At 45.6% G+C, this 1,378-nt stretch carries 1 protein-coding gene; it reads right to left on the bottom strand.

Features of this window, described 5'->3' with window-relative positions; all coding sequences use genetic code 11:
* Positions 1-60: 60 nt before the first annotated feature.
* Positions 61-1,263: an IS256 family transposase gene (locus AC3WU2_RS30610; RefSeq protein ID WP_492458608.1), complete on the bottom strand. Its 1,203-nt coding sequence runs from the start codon at positions 1,261-1,263 to the stop codon at positions 61-63.
* Positions 1,264-1,378: the final 115 nt, after the last annotated feature.

The following is a 1,378-nucleotide window of genomic DNA, read 5'->3' as shown; positions in this document are numbered from 1 at the left end:
GGTCAAGTCCATATGTGTGTGTAAATTCCTCCATGAGATTGTCTAGATGAATTTCAAAAGTTAAGCAGCAGATTTAATCGTTTCTTTACGCCATTCGTGGTAGTCTTTCATTTCAATATATTTCTTTCCAACGGACCATTTCTCGTCCATCTCAATGAGCAGTGCACCGAAAAGCCGAATGACTGAAGCTCGGTTAGGGAATATGCGAATGACACGTTCTCTACGCCGTAATTCGCCGTTTAAACGTTCAACGACATTCGTTGTACGTGTCCGTACACGACAAGCTGCTGGCAACATTAGAATTGCAGTTGCATCGTCAAACCCATCTTCTAATACACGCATGGCTTTTGGGGCCTTTTCCTCAAAAGTCTTTTGTGTTCGCTCTAGTAGGGATCGTGCACTCTTTTCGTCTGCTGCTTCGTAGATGGCTCTAACATGCGCTTTCATGTCTTCACGCAGTGCTTTTGGCGTTGCATCAAGGATGTTGCGCATAAAGTGAGTTTGACATCGCTGCCAGGTGACACCTTGGAAATGTTGGCGAATCGCACTCACTAAACCGCCATGATGGTCACTCGTAATGACATCTACCCCATGCAGCCCCCGGTTCTTTAACTTCATAAAAAACTCACCCCATGTCGCTGCTGACTCCGTATCGTCTACGGTAAGCCCCAGCAACTCCCGATATCCATCTGCATTGATTCCCGTGGCGATCATTACGCCTCGAGAACGCACACGACCATCTTCGCGTACTTTCACGTACAAGGCATCTACAACTAGAAAAGGGTAGGCCCTATCCAATGGGCGTTCGTTCCATTCTTTGACGATTGGATCCAGTTGCTTGCAAAGCTCGCTCACTGTCGATTTTGAGAATTCTGTCCCGCACAACTCTTCTGTCACTTTGCTCACTTTGCGTGTTGATACGCCATTTAACACCATCTCCATCATGGCAAGTACAAGCGCCTGCTCACTGCGTTGATAGCGGCTAAACAACTCGGTAGAAAACTTTCCATCACGAAAGCGAGGGACCTGCAACGTAATTTGTCCCACACGCGTCATGAGCTTGTGAGGATACGATCCATTTCTGTATCCTAATCGTTCTTCAGATCGCTCGTAATGTTCTGCTCCAATCTGTTCCGCAGCCTGCGCCTTTAGTACCTGATTCAAGATAGACTCTAGTAAAGCTGCAATGCCTGCTTCCTTCGAGTCTGATAAAAACAATTGATGCAAAAGTTCAGAATTTACGTTAATCTGATATTGAGTCATACCAAGTCCTCCTCCAGAATGTTGTCTCGACAACCTCATTCTAATAGAGGATCTTGGCTATGGCTCCTTCTTTTTTATGCCAATAGCATTTTACACAAGTATATGGACTTAGCTC

Source organism: Paenibacillus sp. EB106-05-06-XG162 (assembly GCF_058791655.1).
The sequence above is the reverse complement of the archived record's forward strand: the minus strand, read 5'-3'. Positions and strand labels throughout refer to the sequence as shown.